17 protein-coding genes are annotated in these 13,354 nt (G+C 68.8%); 5 read left to right on the top strand and 12 right to left on the bottom strand.

Going from position 1 to position 13,354, the window contains the following annotated elements; translation table 11 throughout:
• Nucleotides 1–18: 18 nt before the first annotated feature.
• The 11 genes from rplW to ACIBG6_RS21510 form a co-directional block, all read right to left on the bottom strand.
• Nucleotides 19–342, bottom strand: a complete 324-nt coding sequence (gene rplW, locus ACIBG6_RS21460; RefSeq protein ID WP_024755407.1) for a 50S ribosomal protein L23 — start codon at nt 340–342, stop codon at nt 19–21.
• Nucleotides 342–992 carry a 50S ribosomal protein L4 gene (rplD, locus tag ACIBG6_RS21465; RefSeq protein WP_399224158.1) on the bottom strand — a complete coding sequence of 217 codons (651 nt, stop codon included), beginning with the start codon at nt 990–992 and terminating at the stop codon, nt 342–344. Before rplD ends, rplW begins: the two co-directional genes overlap by 1 nt.
• A 7-nt stretch (nt 993–999) precedes the next feature.
• Nucleotides 1,000–1,644: a 50S ribosomal protein L3 gene (rplC, locus tag ACIBG6_RS21470; RefSeq protein WP_024755405.1), complete on the bottom strand. Its 645-nt coding sequence runs from the start codon at nt 1,642–1,644 to the stop codon at nt 1,000–1,002.
• A gap of 11 nt (nt 1,645–1,655) precedes the next feature.
• Nucleotides 1,656–1,964, bottom strand: a complete 309-nt coding sequence (gene rpsJ / locus ACIBG6_RS21475) for a 30S ribosomal protein S10 (RefSeq protein ID WP_003948644.1) — start codon at nt 1,962–1,964, stop codon at nt 1,656–1,658.
• 432 nt (nt 1,965–2,396) lie between these two features.
• Nucleotides 2,397–3,635, bottom strand: coding sequence for an RNA polymerase sigma factor (locus ACIBG6_RS21480; protein WP_399224159.1), 1,239 nt, complete (start codon nt 3,633–3,635; stop codon nt 2,397–2,399).
• Nucleotides 3,632–3,994, bottom strand: coding sequence for a YciI family protein (locus ACIBG6_RS21485; RefSeq protein WP_399224160.1), 363 nt, complete (start codon nt 3,992–3,994; stop codon nt 3,632–3,634). Before ACIBG6_RS21485 ends, ACIBG6_RS21480 begins: the two co-directional genes overlap by 4 nt.
• Before the next feature lie 249 nt (nt 3,995–4,243).
• Nucleotides 4,244–5,437: an elongation factor Tu gene (gene tuf / locus ACIBG6_RS21490; RefSeq protein ID WP_317598385.1), complete on the bottom strand. Its 1,194-nt coding sequence runs from the start codon at nt 5,435–5,437 to the stop codon at nt 4,244–4,246.
• Nucleotides 5,438–5,587: 150 nt separating this feature from the next.
• Nucleotides 5,588–7,717, bottom strand: a complete 2,130-nt coding sequence (fusA, locus tag ACIBG6_RS21495; protein WP_399224161.1) for an elongation factor G — start codon at nt 7,715–7,717, stop codon at nt 5,588–5,590.
• 39 nt (nt 7,718–7,756) lie between these two features.
• A complete protein-coding gene (gene rpsG / locus ACIBG6_RS21500) occupies nt 7,757–8,227 on the bottom strand; it encodes a 30S ribosomal protein S7 (RefSeq protein ID WP_024755400.1) in 471 nt (156 codons plus the stop codon).
• A gap of 2 nt (nt 8,228–8,229) precedes the next feature.
• Entirely contained in the window at nt 8,230–8,601 is a 372-nt protein-coding gene (gene rpsL / locus ACIBG6_RS21505; RefSeq protein ID WP_003948652.1) for a 30S ribosomal protein S12, read from the bottom strand.
• Nucleotides 8,602–8,958: 357 nt separating this feature from the next.
• The gene (locus ACIBG6_RS21510) at nt 8,959–9,408 is read right to left on the bottom strand and encodes a helix-turn-helix transcriptional regulator (protein ID WP_329621710.1); all 450 of its coding nucleotides are present in this window, start codon (nt 9,406–9,408) and stop codon (nt 8,959–8,961) included.
• Between the two features lie 254 nt (nt 9,409–9,662).
• Between ACIBG6_RS21510 and ACIBG6_RS21515 the strand changes: the two genes are divergently transcribed.
• From ACIBG6_RS21515 to ACIBG6_RS21525, 3 genes are read left to right on the top strand one after another with little or no spacing between them, the layout of a single operon-like run.
• A complete protein-coding gene (locus ACIBG6_RS21515) occupies nt 9,663–9,938 on the top strand; it encodes a WhiB family transcriptional regulator (RefSeq protein WP_329621711.1) in 276 nt (91 codons plus the stop codon).
• On the top strand, nt 9,931–10,761 hold the full coding sequence (locus ACIBG6_RS21520) for a hypothetical protein (RefSeq protein ID WP_399224162.1): 831 nt from the start codon (nt 9,931–9,933) through the stop codon (nt 10,759–10,761). Before ACIBG6_RS21515 ends, ACIBG6_RS21520 begins: the two co-directional genes overlap by 8 nt.
• Nucleotides 10,755–10,967, top strand: a complete 213-nt coding sequence (locus ACIBG6_RS21525; RefSeq protein ID WP_329621712.1) for a hypothetical protein — start codon at nt 10,755–10,757, stop codon at nt 10,965–10,967. The genes ACIBG6_RS21520 and ACIBG6_RS21525 overlap by 7 nt, the downstream gene beginning before the upstream one ends.
• 51 nt (nt 10,968–11,018) lie before the next feature.
• Here ACIBG6_RS21525 and ACIBG6_RS21530 read toward each other — a convergent pair whose 3' ends face one another.
• Nucleotides 11,019–11,846: a hypothetical protein gene (locus tag ACIBG6_RS21530; protein ID WP_399224163.1), complete on the bottom strand. Its 828-nt coding sequence runs from the start codon at nt 11,844–11,846 to the stop codon at nt 11,019–11,021.
• A gap of 260 nt (nt 11,847–12,106) precedes the next feature.
• Between ACIBG6_RS21530 and ACIBG6_RS21535 the strand changes: the two genes are divergently transcribed.
• Together ACIBG6_RS21535 and ACIBG6_RS21540 are read left to right on the top strand one after the other, a co-directional pair.
• A complete protein-coding gene (locus ACIBG6_RS21535; RefSeq protein ID WP_399224164.1) occupies nt 12,107–12,517 on the top strand; it encodes a hypothetical protein in 411 nt (136 codons plus the stop codon).
• Between the two features lie 162 nt (nt 12,518–12,679).
• Complete coding sequence (locus ACIBG6_RS21540; protein ID WP_399224165.1) at nt 12,680–13,291, top strand: phage tail protein; 612 nt, start codon at nt 12,680–12,682, stop codon at nt 13,289–13,291.
• The last annotated feature ends 63 nt before the right edge of the window (nt 13,292–13,354 follow it).

Raw genomic sequence — 13,354 nt, forward strand, 5'->3', positions numbered from 1 at the left:
GGACGATCCAGACCGCCCTTAGGCGGTCGGACCGCCGAAGATGTCGATACGGTTGCCCTCGGCAAGGGTCACGATGGCGCGCTTGGTGTCCTTGCGCTTACCGAAACCGGCCTTGGTGCGCTTGCGCTTGCCCTGGCGGTTGATCGTGTTGACCCCGGTGACCTTGACCGAGAAGACCGCCTCGACGGCCTGCTTGATCTGGGTCTTGTTGGAGCCAGGCGCGACGATGAACGTGTACTTGTTCTCGTCCAGCAGGGCGTAGCTCTTCTCCGAGACAACCGGCTTGACGAGAATGTCGCGCGGGTCCGAGAAGGTCTTGCTGGTGACGACGGCCTCAGTCATCAGGCGTCGCTCCCTTCGGTCTCGTCGGTCTGGGGGCCAGACACGAAGGACTCGAGGGCGGCCTGGGTGAAGACCACGTCGTCGGAGACGATCACGTCGTACGTGTTGAGCTGGCCCGGCTCCAGGATGTGCACCTGGGGCAGGTTACGAGCGGACAGCCACGCGGCCTCGTCCGAGCGCTCGACGACCAGGAGCACGTGCTTGCGCTCCGAGATCTTGCCGAACAGCGTCTTGGCGGCCTTGGTGGAGACCTGACCCTCGACCACGCCGGTGACGACGTGGATGCGGGAGTGCGTGGCCCGGTCCGAGAGGGCACCGCGGAGGGCGGCGACCTTCATCTTCTTCGGGGTCCGCTGGGAGTAGTCACGCGGCTGCGGGCCGTGGACGACGCCACCACCGGCGAACTGCGGGGCGCGGGTCGAACCCTGACGGGCGCGGCCGGTGCCCTTCTGGCGGTAAGGCTTCTTGCCACCACCACGGACCTCGCCACGACGCTTGGTCTTGTGCGTGCCCTGACGGGCCGCGGCCAGCTGCGCGACGACGACCTGGTGGATCAGCGGAACGCTGACCTTGGCGCCGAAGATCTCCTCGGGGAGCTCGACGGTCCCGGTCTTGTCGCCTGCCGGCGAAAGGATGTCAATGGTGCTCATCGGTTCCTCAAACCCCCTTGGCCGCGGTGCGGACCAGGACGAGGCCACCGTTAGGGCCGGGGACGGCGCCCTTGATGAGCAGCAGACCCTTCTCGGCGTCAACGGCGTGGACGGTCAGGTTCTGGGTGGTCACACGCTCGTTGCCCATGCGACCGGCCATCTTCATGCCCTTGAAGACACGACCCGGGGTGGCACAGCCACCGATGGAGCCGGGCTTGCGGTGCACGCGGTGGGCACCGTGCGACGCCTTGCCACCACGGAAGTTGTGGCGCTTCATGACACCGGCGAAGCCCTTGCCCTTGCTCTTGCCGGTGACGTCGACCTTCACGCCGGCCTCGAAGAGCTCAGCGGTGATCTCCTGGCCGAGCGTGTACTCGGAGGCGTCAGCGGTACGGAGCTCCACCAGGTGGCGGCGCGGGGTGACGTCAGCCTTGGCGAAGTGACCCTTGAGGGGCTTGTTCACCTTGCGAGGGTCGATCTCGCCGAAGGCGATCTGGACCGACTCGTAGCCGTCGACGTCGTTCGTACGGACCTGGGTCACGACATTCGGGCCGGCCTTGACGACGGTCACCGGGACGACCCGGTTGTTCTCGTCCCAGACCTGCGTCATGCCGAGCTTCTCGCCCAGGATGCCCTTGATGTTCTTAGCCATCTCGCGCGCCCTCAGAGCTTGATCTCGATGTCAACGCCCGCCGGGAGGTCGAGACGCATGAGCGAGTCAACCGTCTTCGGCGTGGGGTCGAGGATGTCGATGAGGCGCTTGTGCGTGCGCATCTCGAAGTGCTCGCGCGAGTCCTTGTACTTGTGCGGCGACTTGATGACGCAGTACACGTTCTTCTCAGTGGGCAGCGGCACCGGGCCCGCGACCGACGCACCAGTGCGCGTCACCGTCTCGACGATCTTCTTCGCCGAGGAATCGATGACCTCGTGGTCGTAGGCCTTGAGCCGGATGCGGATCTTCTGTCCCGCCATGGCTACTAGTAGTCCTGTCTCTCGTAACGCTCTGGACTCGGGGGTTCTCTTGACTCTGTCTCCGACCCACGCGGTCGGGCGTGTCGCACTCCCTCTACGCAGAAATCCCGAAGGATTTCCCAACCAAGGGGGTGCGGTCCCAGAACCGCGAGCCGGGGGCAGAACACCACCCGAGTGCCTGGCCTGCACCCCGCTGACGCTTCCCGGAAGATTCCCGTACGTCCGCTCCTGAGAAGGAGCGACGAGTACTGTGGGACTCGCTTCCGGTCCTCCCGACGGGAGGCGCGCAGCATCGGCACTCAACCGAGCAACCCCGACAGTCTGCCATACGGGACCTTCCGGCCGCCAATCGGGGGCGAAGACTGTACCCCACGTCACGTACGGGCAAGCGTCGGGGCGCACGCGTCGTCCCGGACGCCCCTCGCGTTCCCCTCATCCCAACCGGCGTGCCCGCTCCGTCAGATGGCGGCGTTCGGGCGCGCTCGTCGCGTGCCGGGCCGCCTCGCGGTAGGCGGCCGCCGCGTTCGCGTCGTCGCCGAGGAGTTCGAGGAGGTGCGCGCGCGTCGCGAGGAGCCGGTGGTGGTGGGCGAGGCGCTTGTCCTCCGCCAGGCCGGCGAGCAGCTCCAGGCCCGCTTCCGGGCCGTGGACCATCGCGACCGCGACCGCGCGGTTCAGCGTGATCACCGGGTTCTCCCCGGTCCGCTCCAGGAGCTCGTACAGGACGAGGATCTGCGGCCAGTCGGTGGCCTCGGCGGACTCCGCCTCGTCGTGCACGGCCGCGATCGCCGCCTGGAGCTGGTGCGGGCCGACCTGCCCCTTCGCGAGCGTACGGCTGATCAGATCGACGCCCTCCGCGATCAGCCGGCCGTCCCAGCGGCCCCTGTCCTGCTCGGCGAGCGGCACGAGCTCCCCCTGCGGGCCCGTGCGGGCCGGGCGGCGGGCGTCGGTGAGGAGCATGAGCGCGAGCAGGCCCGCCGTCTCGGTGTCCTCGGGGACGAGCCGGTGCAGGAGCCGGGTGAGCCGGATGGCCTCGGTGGAGAGCTCGGGCGCGGTGAGGTCGTCGCCGGCGCTGGCCGTGTAGCCCTCGTTGAAGATCAGGTAGAGGACGTGCCGCACCTCGGTGAGCCGGGCCGTCCGGTCCTCCCCCTCGGGCTGGGCGAGCCCGCCTCCGGCCGCCTTGATCGTCTGCTTGGCCCTGCTGATGCGCTGCGCCATGGTCGTCTCGGGGACGAGGAAGGCCGCGGCGATCTGCGCGGTGGTGAGGCCGCCGACGGCCCGCAGGGTGAGCGCGATGCGGCTCGCGGGGGTCAGGTCGGGGTGGGTGCAGAGGAAGAGCAGCGCCAGGGAGTCGTCCTCGTCGCCCGTGGGGGCGTCCGCCGCCCGGGCGACGAGCTCGGAGTCCGGCGTGGCGAGCGAGAGGGAGTCCTCGCGGCGCCGGCGCGCGGCCTCGTTGCGTACCAGGTCGATGTACCTGCGCTGGGCGACGGTGAGCAGCCAGCCGCGCGCGTTGTCGGGGATCCCGCCCTCGGGCCACTGCCGCGTGGCGGCGATGAGCGCCTCCTGGACGGCGTCCTCGCCGAGGTCGAAGTCGCCGTACCGCCGGACGAGCGCGCCGAGGACCCGCGGCGCGTACGCGCGCAGCAGGTCCTCGATCTCATGGCTCCCGGTCACACGTCCGCCGCGGAGTCGTGCAGGATCGGCCAGAGCTCGACGGGGTCGACGTCCGCGAAGGGCATGTCGGCGGCGATCTGCTGGGCGCGCTCCGGGCCGTCGCAGTCGAGCAGGTAGAAGCTGGCCAGGTACTCCTTGGTCTCCAGGTACGGGCCGTCGGTGACCACGGGGGCGCCGCCCTCGCGGCGGACGAGCAGGGCGGCGGCCGCGTCGGCGAGTCCGTACGCGCCGATCAGCTCGCCGCTCTCCCGGTACTTCCGGTTGAAGGCCTCCTGCTTGGCGATCGCCTCGGGCCAGGCCTCGGCCGGGAACGACTCCCACTTGGCCTGGTTGCCGTAGATCATCGCGACGTACTTCATCTCGGGTGTCCTCCCCGTCTCACGCGCCCCTGTGGCGCGCTGTCACCCATGGGTCGAGGCCGTCCGCGCGGCCACGACATCGGACGACAGTATTTCTCGAACTTTCCCAAAGATCTTTTTCGGCGGTGCACGGCGGTGCACGGCGGTCCACGGCGGTGCCGGGAACCGCCGGGAACGCGAGAAGGCCCCGCACCTTTCGGTGCGGGGCCTTCTCTGTGGAGCTCGTGGAGCTACCGGGTCACTTCAAGATCAGGCAGTGATCGAGACGACCTGGCCGGCGCCGACGGTCCGGCCACCCTCACGGATGGCGAACTTGAGGCCCTCCTCCATGGCGATGGGCTGGATCAGCTCAACGCTCATGGCGGTGTTGTCGCCCGGCATGACCATCTCGGTGCCCTCGGGGAGGGTAACGACGCCGGTCACGTCCGTGGTACGGAAGTAGAACTGCGGGCGGTAGTTGTTGAAGAACGGGGTGTGACGGCCACCCTCGTCCTTCGACAGGATGTAGGCCTGGGCCTCGAAGTTCGTGTGCGGCGTGACCGAACCCGGCTTGATGATGACCTGGCCGCGCTCGACGTCCTCGCGCTTGATGCCACGGAGGAGCAGACCGACGTTCTCACCGGCCTGGCCCTCGTCGAGCAGCTTGCGGAACATCTCGATACCGGTGACCGTGGTGGTGGTCTTCTCGGTCTTGATACCGATGATGTCGACGGTCTCGTTGACCTTGAGGACACCACGCTCGATACGACCGGTGACGACGGTGCCACGACCGGTGATCGTGAAGACGTCCTCGATCGGCATGAGGAACGGCTTGTCGACCTCGCGCTCGGGCTGCGGGATCGACTCGTCGACGGCCTTCATGAGACCGAGGAGAGCCTCGCCCCACTCCTTGTCGCCCTCGAGCGCCTTGAGCGCCGAGACGCGGACGACCGGAAGGTCGTCGCCCGGGAAGTCGTACTCGGAGAGGAGCTCACGCACCTCGAGCTCGACGAGCTCCAGGATCTCCTCGTCGTCCACCATGTCGGCCTTGTTCAGGGCGACGACGATGTACGGAACGCCGACCTGGCGGGCCAGGAGCACGTGCTCCTTGGTCTGCGGCATCGGGCCGTCGGTGGCCGCGACCACGAGGATGGCGCCGTCCATCTGCGCCGCACCCGTGATCATGTTCTTGATGTAGTCCGCGTGACCGGGGCAGTCAACGTGGGCGTAGTGACGCGACTCGGTCTGGTACTCGACGTGCGCGATCGAGATGGTGATACCGCGCTGGCGCTCCTCGGGAGCCTTGTCGATCTGGTCGAAGGCCGAGGCCTCGTTCAGGTCCGGGTACGCGTCGTGCAGCACCTTGGTAATGGCGGCCGTGAGGGTCGTCTTACCGTGGTCAATGTGACCGATGGTGCCGATGTTGACGTGCGGCTTAGTCCGCTCGAACTTTGCCTTCGCCACTGAATCCTCCTGCGGAGTGGTTCTGTACGCCTTGCTTCATCGGCGCCAGGTGATCTTTGCTGGGATGCCATCCACCGGGGCCCGATTCCTCGGGTTTCGGGGCCGAGCCCCGGCGACTGGTGTCAAGCCTAAAGCGTGAACTCGGGAGAGTTACTCGCCCTTGGCCTTCGCGATGATCTCCTCGGCGACGTTCCGCGGAACCTCGGCGTAGGAGTCGAACTGCATCGAGTAGCTTGCGCGACCCGAGGTCTTGCTGCGGAGGTCTCCGACGTAGCCGAACATCTCCGAGAGGGGCACGAGGCCCTTCACGACGCGAGCGCCGCTGCGCTCCTCCATGGCCTGAATCTGACCACGGCGGGAGTTGATGTCGCCGATGACCTCACCCATGTAGTCCTCGGGCGTGGTGACCTCGACGGACATCATGGGCTCGAGGATGACCGGCGAAGCCTTACGCGCGGCCTCCTTGAAGGCCTGCGAACCGGCGATCTTGAACGCGAGTTCGGAGGAGTCGACCTCGTGGTAGCCACCGTCGAGAAGGATGACGCGGACGCCAGTCATCTCGTAGCCGGCCAGGATGCCGAACTGCATGGCCTCCTGCGCACCCGCGTCGACCGAAGGGATGTACTCCTTCGGGATGCGGCCACCGGTGACCTTGTTCACGAACTCGTACGTGGCGTCGCCGTCCGTGATCGGCTCGATCGCGATCTGCACCTTGGCGAACTGACCGGTACCACCGGTCTGCTTCTTGTGGGTGTAGTCCACGCGCTCGACGACCTTGCGGATCGTCTCGCGGTACGCGACCTGCGGCTTGCCGACGTTCGCCTCGACCTTGAACTCGCGACGCATACGGTCGACGAGGATGTCGAGGTGGAGCTCGCCCATACCACCGATGATGGTCTGGCCGGTCTCCTCGTCCGAGTGCACCTGGAAGGAGGGGTCCTCCTCCGCGAGACGCTGGATGGCGACACCCAGCTTCTCCTGGTCACCCTTGGACTTGGGCTCGATCGCGACCTGAATGACCGGCGCCGGGAAGTCCATGGACTCCAGGATGACCGGGTTCTTGTCGTCGCACAGCGTCTCACCGGTGGTGGTCTGCTTCAGGCCCATGACGGCGACGATGTCGCCGGCGCCCACCGAGTCGATCTCCTCACGCTTGTTCGCGTGCATGCGGTAGATCTTGCCGATGCGCTCCTTCTTGCCCTTGACGGAGTTCAGCACCGCGGTGCCGGCCTCCAGGCGACCGGAGTAGATCCGGACGAAGGTGAGCTTGCCGAGGTGCGGGTCGCTCGCGATCTTGAACGCGAGGGCCGACAGCGGCTCGTCGTCGGACGGCTTGCGCTTGACGACCAGCTCCGCGTCCTTGACGTCGTGGCCCTCGATGGCCTCGACGTCCAGGGGGGAGGGAAGGTAGCGCACGACCGCGTCGAGCAGGGGCTGGACGCCCTTGTTCTTGAACGCGGTGCCACAGAAGACGGGGGTGACCGTCTTCTCGCCGCCACCCTTGCCGGAGGCAATGGTGATGCGACGGACGGCGGCGTAGAGCTGCTCCTCGGTGGGCTCGATGCCCTCGAGGAAGAGCTCCATGAGCTCCTCGTCGTTCTCGGAGACGGACTCGATCAGCTTGCCGCGGTACTCATCGGCGAGCTCGGTCAGGTTCTCCGGGATGTCGACGACGTCGTACATCTCGCCCTTGGACGCGTCCGCGGACCAGACCAGGGCCTTCATGCGGACGAGGTCCACAACACCCTGGAAGTCCATCTCGGCGCCGATGGGCAGCTGCATGACGATCGGGACCGCGCCGAGGCGGTTCACGATCATGTCGACGCAGCGCAGGAAGTCGGCGCCCGTACGGTCGAGCTTGTTGACGAAGCAGATACGCGGGACGCCGTAGCGGTCCGCCTGTCGCCAAACGGTCTCGGACTGGGGCTCGACGCCGGCCACACCGTCGAACACGGTGACAGCACCGTCGAGCACGCGCAGCGAACGCTCCACCTCGACGGTGAAGTCGACGTGACCCGGCGTGTCGATGATGTTGATCGTGTGATCGACATTCTCGAGCGGCCAGTGGCAGGTCGTCGCGGCGGACGTGATCGTGATGCCGCGCTCCTGCTCCTGCTCCATCCAGTCCATCGTGGCAGCGCCGTCGTGGACTTCACCGATCTTGTAAGAGACGCCGGTGTAGAACAGGATCCGCTCGGTGGTGGTCGTCTTGCCCGCGTCGATGTGCGCCATGATGCCGATGTTGCGCACCTTGGCAAGGTCAAGCGAAGTGGTAGCCATATCGGCTCAGTCTTCTCTCGGTCTCGATGTGGGTTGCGACTACCAGCGGTAGTGCGCGAAGGCCTTGTTGGACTCGGCCATCTTGTGCGTGTCCTCGCGCTTCTTGACAGCAGCGCCGAGGCCGTTGGAGGCGTCGAGCAGCTCGTTCAGAAGGCGCTCGGTCATGGTCTTCTCGCGACGGGCGCGGGAGTAACCGACGAGCCAGCGGAGGGCCAGCGTGGACGCGCGGCCCGGCTTGACCTCGATCGGCACCTGGTAGGTGGCGCCACCGACACGGCGGGACTTGACCTCGAGGGACGGCTTGACGTTCTCAAGCGCGCGCTTCAGCGTGATGACCGGGTCCTGGCCGGTCTTCTCGCGAAGACCCTCCATGGCGCCGTACACGATGCGCTCGGCGGTGGAACGCTTGCCGTCAAGCAGGATCTTGTTGATCAGCGAGGTGACAAGAGGAGAGCTGTAGACCGGGTCGATGATGACCGGGCGCTTCGGGGCGGGGCCCTTACGAGGCATTCTTACTTCTCCTTCTTGGCGCCGTAGCGGCTGCGAGCCTGCTTACGGTTCTTGACGCCCTGCGTGTCGAGGGAACCGCGGATGATCTTGTAACGAACACCCGGCAGGTCCTTCACACGGCCACCACGCACGAGCACGATGGAGTGCTCCTGCAGGTTGTGACCCTCACCCGGGATGTAGGCCGTGACCTCGATGCCCGAGGTCAGACGCACACGCGCGACCTTACGGAGGGCCGAGTTCGGCTTCTTCGGGGTGGTCGTGAACACACGCGTGCAGACGCCACGACGCTGAGGGGAACCCTCGAGTGCGGGCGTCTTGTTCTTCTCGACCTTGTCCTGCCGGCCCTTACGGACCAGCTGCTGGATCGTAGGCACTACTTCTCCGGTTTCTGTGTGCCGTCGGTGAAACTAACCTGAAACACTCGCCGACCCACGCGGTCGGGTGTGTCGAATCTCGCGGACCTCCGCCGAAGGCGGAAAAGGCGCGGATCACGGTGGCCGTTTCGCGGACTCGCCGTGCGGCGGAAGACACGCACACGAGCCCAGGCACACCCCAGGCACAAGGCTTGAGCGTACCTATCGCACGGACTCCGGTCAAAACAAATGCCGCCGCGCCCGGAGCTCCGGGCGCGGCGAGGCGGGGCGGGGCGCCCCGGGCCGCCCTACGGAAGGCCCCCGGAGAGGGGTCGCCGGGGTGGAACCCGGCGACCCGGAGCGCCCGGATGGTCGCGGTCAGTCGCGCGCGGTGCGCCGTGCCTCGACGGCGGCGGGGTCGTCCAGGCCCTCCTCGTCGGGCTCCAGGAACTGGTTCACGACCTTGACGAAGACGCCCAGGCGCTCGTCGGGCACGCCCAGCCAGCGGGCGAAGTCCTCCATGGTCGGCTGCCAGTCGTTGGGCGGCAGCAGGTCCGCCGCCAGCGGCAGCTCCTCGGGGGTGACCCGGCCGGACCGGATCAGCATGTCCCGCACGGAGACCCCGAGGAGCGGGGCGATCCGGCGCATCGTCTCCAGGTCGGGCATGCTCTGCCGCTGGAGCAGGCGCGTCACGGCGGCGCGGTGCACCCCGGCCTCGTCCGCGATCCGGGACTTGCCTCCGCCGCGGGGACTGTCGATGTCGTATCCGCGCGCTCTCATCAGGCCTTCGACCCAGCCCGCGAATTCGTCGAGCCCTTGACTGGTCATGTGTGTACCGCTCCCTTACTCCCCACCCTCCGGATTCCATACTTTAGCGTGCTTGCGCGCACAGAATTACGTGCTTTCGGGCACGCAATCGTGTCGAATCGATGAAGACCCGGCCAGGGCATCACCACAACTTTGTTGCGCGCTCGCACGCAACGTGTAAGGCTGCTCATCGCCGCACTCGCCGGCCCCCTGAGCCCCAGAAGCCCCACCGGCCCCATGGACGCCCCGGTGGCCCCGGACCGTGGAGAAACCTCTTGTTCCCGACCGACCCGTCCCCCTGGCAGGCCTCCGCCGCGTGCGCCGGCCTCTCCCCGTCCGTCGTCTTCGCCCGCCGGCCCAAGGACGCGGCCCCGGCGCTGCGTGCCTGCGCCGACTGCCCCGTCCGCCGCGAGTGCGAGGCGGCCGTGGCCCCGGCCGAGAGCTACTTCGACGGCGTCTGCGCGGGCCGTCTGTGGCGCAACGGCCGCCCGGCGGACGCCCAGCGCGTCGCGAAGGCGGTCGCGATGGCGGGGAGTCGCCGCCGTGGCTGACCTCACCGACGTCACCGAGCCCGCCGAGCCCGCCGCCCGTACCGCCGGCCTTTCCGACCGTACGGACCGCACGGACCGCACGGACCGCACGGACCGTACGGACCGCACCGTCGAGCTCGTCCTGCGGGACATCACCCTCTGGACCGCCTCCCTCGTACGGCAGTTCCCCGAGCTCTCCGAAGAGCTGGCCCCCGGCCGCCGCTCCCCCGCCGGGACCGCCCCCACCGCCCCGCACCCCGGTTGCGACGAGCTCATCCGCGAGGAGCGGCGCGAGGCGCTGCTCCTCGAACAGCGGCACGGCCTCTCCGTCCCCGGGCACGGCGCCGCCCCGATCCGGCTCCACATCTCCGACGCCATCCGGGACATCACCGACGGCGTGGTGGAGCTGGAGGACGCGGTCTGCGCCCGGCTCGCCCTGCCGCGGCCGCGCCGGGCCGGGGTGATCGAGCGGCTGCGGCGGATCGTCGGGCTGCTCGACGCCGTCGCCGCCCATCCGGTCCTCGCCCGGCACGTCCGGGACGAGATCCGGCGGATGGCCCGCCGCTGCGCGCGGACGCTGGGCGACGCGGAGACGATCGTCCGGGTCTCGGGGCGCTGCCCGTGGTGCGACTCGGTGTCGCTGCGGGCGTTCCCCGACCGACGGGCGGTGCTGTGCGTGAACCCGGCGTGCGTGTGCACGGACGAGGCGTGCGGCTGCCAGGACGACCCCGCGTACCGGCACCTGTGGCCGGAGAGCGGGTGGGCGGAACTGACGGAGGCCTCGGGGACCCGTGCCGAGGAGATCGAAGCGGCGATGGACGACACGAAGGAGATCCCGTGCTGAGTTCCCCCTCCCTGCCCGCGCTGCCCGCGCTGATCCCCGGGCCGCTCGCCGCCGAGGAGGCCGGGGTCGCCCCCGCGACGATCCGCAAGTGGGTCCAGCTGGGCCATCTGCGGGCCGCGGGCAAGGCGGGCCGCGCCCAGCTCTTCCGCCTGGAGGACGTCTTCGCGGCGGAACGGCTGGCCCGCCGCCGTACGCGTACCGCCTGACCGTTCGTCACCGAAGCGCCCCGATTCCGGATCCGGAGTCGGGGCGCTTCGTCATGCCCTCAGGAAGGCGCGCAGGGAGCCGGCCAACGTCTCGGCGAAGCGCTCGCGGACCGGCTCGGGGACGCGGTCGAGGGAGAGGTACGGATTGAGGTCCTCCAGCTCGACGAGGAGCAGCCCGCCCTCCGGGGTGCGGCAGGCGTCGACGCGCTGGATGCCGTGGTCGAGGGTGTTCCAGTCGACGAAACGGCGGGCGAAGACGAGGTCCTCCGCGGTCGGTTCGTACGGCTCCAGGACCCAGCGGCGCTCGGGGTCGGGGGCGTACAGGGCGTACTGGAAGAGGTCGTCGACGAAGTAGAAGGAGACCTCGTACCGGAAGTCGATGCGGGGCTGGACGAGTAGCTCGCCGTACGGGAGGGCGGCGAGCTCCTCGTACGCCACGAAGCGCAGACCTATGGAGTCGGCGCCGGCCTTGGGCTTGACCGCGTACTCCGTGGCGTCGGGCAGCCGGTGGAGGTCCTCGGGGCGGTCGGCGGTGGGGATGACGGGGTACCCGGCGGCGGTGAGGTCGAGCAGGTACTGCTTGCCGGCCATGTCGCCGCGCCCGTGGAGGGGGTTGTAGACGCGGGTGCCGAGGGCCAGGGCCCGCTCGCGGAAGGCCTCGTACTCCTTCTGGTAGGCGAGGACCGGGCCGCTGTTGCGGACGACGACGGCGTCGAAGCCCTCCATGAGGGCGGCGGCGTCGAGCGGGTGGCAGAGGGCGAGGTCGAAGTCGGCGCGCAGCCGGGCGGTGAGGTGGATGTCCTCGTCGCCGTAGCGCCGCCCCTTGGCCGGGTAGGCCAGGTCGGTCACGTAGAGCAGGCGGGGGCGGTCGGCGGTCACGGGCGGCTCCCTCGGTTCGGTGGCGGCCAACCTATCGAGCGGGTCGTCTCCGGACTCCGGGAGATCTCCCCTCCGTTCTAGTTGCGTGCGCGCACGATCGCTGTCACAGTTGGTGCAGCGGCGGAGCTGCGCCCGCAGGACGGGACGCGGCTCCGCCGTCCGCCGTCCGGGCGCGCTGCCGCGCCCCGCCCCCCTCCCGCCGGAGCGCCCCGGGCGGCACCCCGTCCCGCCATCCCTCCCCTCTCCCGAGGAGAACCGTCATGACCACTCCCCCGAGTGCTTTCCCGGACGTCGAGAAGCTGGTCGTCGACGTCCTCAAGGCCGACCCCGCCCTGGCCGGCGCGACCATCGCGGTCAACGCGCCGGCCGGCTTCGACGGCACCCAGAGCGCCGTCCTGGTGAACCGCCGCGGCGGCGCCTGGATCGGCGACCAGCACGTCGACATGCCGCTGATCGAGTTCGAGGTGTACGGGCCGAGCAAGACCGCCGCCCACGCCCTCGCCAACGCGGCCCGGCGGTGCCTGCTCGCCACCATCGGCAAGCGGCTCGGCGCCGGCAACGTCGTCCACGACGTGGAGGAGCAGGACGGGCCGCGCTGGCTGCCCGACTACCTCTACCGGGGCGCCAACCGCTACCTCTGCGTGATCCGCCTCTCCCTGAGCGTCTTCTAGCCGCTCCCCCTGAGCATCCTCCGAGCCGTTCCGGCTCCCTGACGGACGCTCACCCCACAGACCAGGCCTCGCCGTCCGGCGGGGCCTTTGCCGTACCCGGACCGGATGTCCGGGAGCGGTCGTCACCCCTCTCAACCCATCACCCCAAGGAGAAACACCACCATGGCTGGAAACAACTCTGCCGAGATCCGCGTCGCAGGTACCGGCAAGCTCTACGTGGCCGACGCCGGCACCCCCGCCCCGGCCACCTTCGGGACCGACGCCGCCGTCGACTGGTCCGGTGCGGGCTGGAAGGACCTCGGTTTCACCACCGGCGACGGCGTCACCTTCTCGAAGAAGGACAAGCTGGAGGCCATCGACTCGTGGCAGTCGGTGTCCCCGGTGCACTACATCTACTCGGCCCGTGACCTCTCGCTGAAGTTCTCGCTGCTCCAGTTCAACGAGGACACGCTGCCGTTCTTCATGGGCGGTGGCGCCGTCAAGGCGGAGCCGACCCCGGCGGTCGACACCTACCGCTACGAGATCGCCGAGCGTCCGTTCGCCGACGTTCGCGCCCTCGGCCTGGAGTTCACCGACGTGAAGGCCGGTGGCACGACCGCGGTCACGTACCGCTTCATCATCCCGCGCGGCCAGGTCACGGCCTCCGACGACATCAAGCTGGGCCGCAAGGCGGCCTCCCAGCTGGGTGTCACCTTCTCCGCCATGTCGAAGGGCGACGGCAAGCCGCTGGCGACCTTCCTCATGAAGGACAGCCAGTACTCCGCGACTGTCTGATCCCTTCGCCAGGGGCGGGACGGCACACCGCCGTCCCGCCCCACCCCTCTCCTCTTCACTCAC

The sequence above is a fragment of the Streptomyces sp. NPDC050842 genome (genome assembly GCF_044456565.1).
GTDB lineage: Bacteria > Actinomycetota > Actinomycetes > Streptomycetales > Streptomycetaceae > Streptomyces.